Raw genomic sequence first — 1,277 nt, 5'->3', positions numbered from 1 at the left:
CTAGCAGTCTGCTGAAAAACCCCTCGCGGCGGCGCTGATTTACTGATTCAATTTGATGGTGAATCGGTGGAGGTCGGCATGCGCGGGACATTCGAGGATCAAGGCGGGCTGTTTTCATATATCTCGCCGGATGCGCGGGTGCCGCAGGACCATCCGCTAAGGAAAATCCGGGCGCTAGTCCGTGATGTGCTGGGCGAGATGAGCCGCAGCTTTTCCAGCCTCTACGCGAAGGAAGGGCGTCCCTCGATCCCGCCGGAGCAATTGCTCAGCGCGTTGCTGCTGCAGGTGTTCTATGGCATCCGCTCGGAACGCCAATTGATGGAGCAACTTGACTACAACCTGTTGTATCGCTGGTTCGTGGGGCTGTCGCCGGACGACCGGGTCTGGAACCCGACCACCTTCACGAAGAACCGTGAGCGATTGCAGAACGGCGACGTGTTCACGAAGTTCATGACCAGGCTGCTGAACCACGCCGAGGTGAAGGCGCTGTTGTCGGACGAGCATTTCTCGGTGGACGGAACGCTGATCGAAGCCTGGGCTTCCCACAAGAGCTTCCGCCCCAAGGACGGCAGTGACGGCGACGACGGCAGCAACTTCCATGGCCAGACCCGCAAGAACGACACCCATGCCTCCACCAGCGATCCCGACAGCCGGCTCTATCGCAAGGCCGCCGGCCGCGAGGCCAGGCTCTGTTATATGGGCCATGCCACCATGGAGAACCGCAATGGCCTGGCGGTCGCCGGCATGGTGACGCATGCCAGCGGCACCGCCGAGCGCCACGCTGCGGAGAAAATGCTCAAGGCCAAGGCCAAACAGGCCGGCCGTCGCATCACCGTTGGCGCGGACAAGGCCTATGACACCGCCGATCATGTCGCCAATCTGCGCGCCATCGAGGTCACGCCGCATGTGACGCAGAACAATGCCATCGGCAAGAGCGGCCGCAACCGCCGCAGCGCCATCGATGAGCGAACCACCCGCCACGAGGGCTATGGCATGTCGCAGACACGCCGCGCGATGATCGAGTGCATCTTCGGATGGGGCAAGCAACACGGTACAATGCGCAAGACCAAACATCGCGGTCTCGGCGCCGTCGCCGCCGACTTCATGCTCAACCTGATCGCCTACAACTTGATCCGCATTCCGAAACTGCTCGCCGCATAACTCCGTCGCCGTAAAGGCGACTGCGCGCGACGCCGATCAGCAAACTACACCACCATCCAGCCCGTCGATTGGATAGAAAAATAGTCTGATTTTGAGCTTTTTCAGCGGACTGCTAG

At 61.0% G+C, this 1,277-nt stretch carries 1 protein-coding gene; it reads left to right on the top strand.

What is annotated here, in order from left to right:
* Positions 1-78: 78 nt before the first annotated feature.
* On the top strand, positions 79-1,161 hold the full coding sequence (locus AC1RLZ_RS31120; RefSeq protein WP_371423027.1) for an IS5 family transposase: 1,083 nt from the start codon (positions 79-81) through the stop codon (positions 1,159-1,161).
* Positions 1,162-1,277: the final 116 nt, after the last annotated feature.

Source organism: Tardiphaga sp. GW822-FHT04G09 (genome assembly GCF_058800725.1).
The sequence above is the reverse complement of the archived record's forward strand: the minus strand, read 5'-3'. Positions and strand labels throughout refer to the sequence as shown.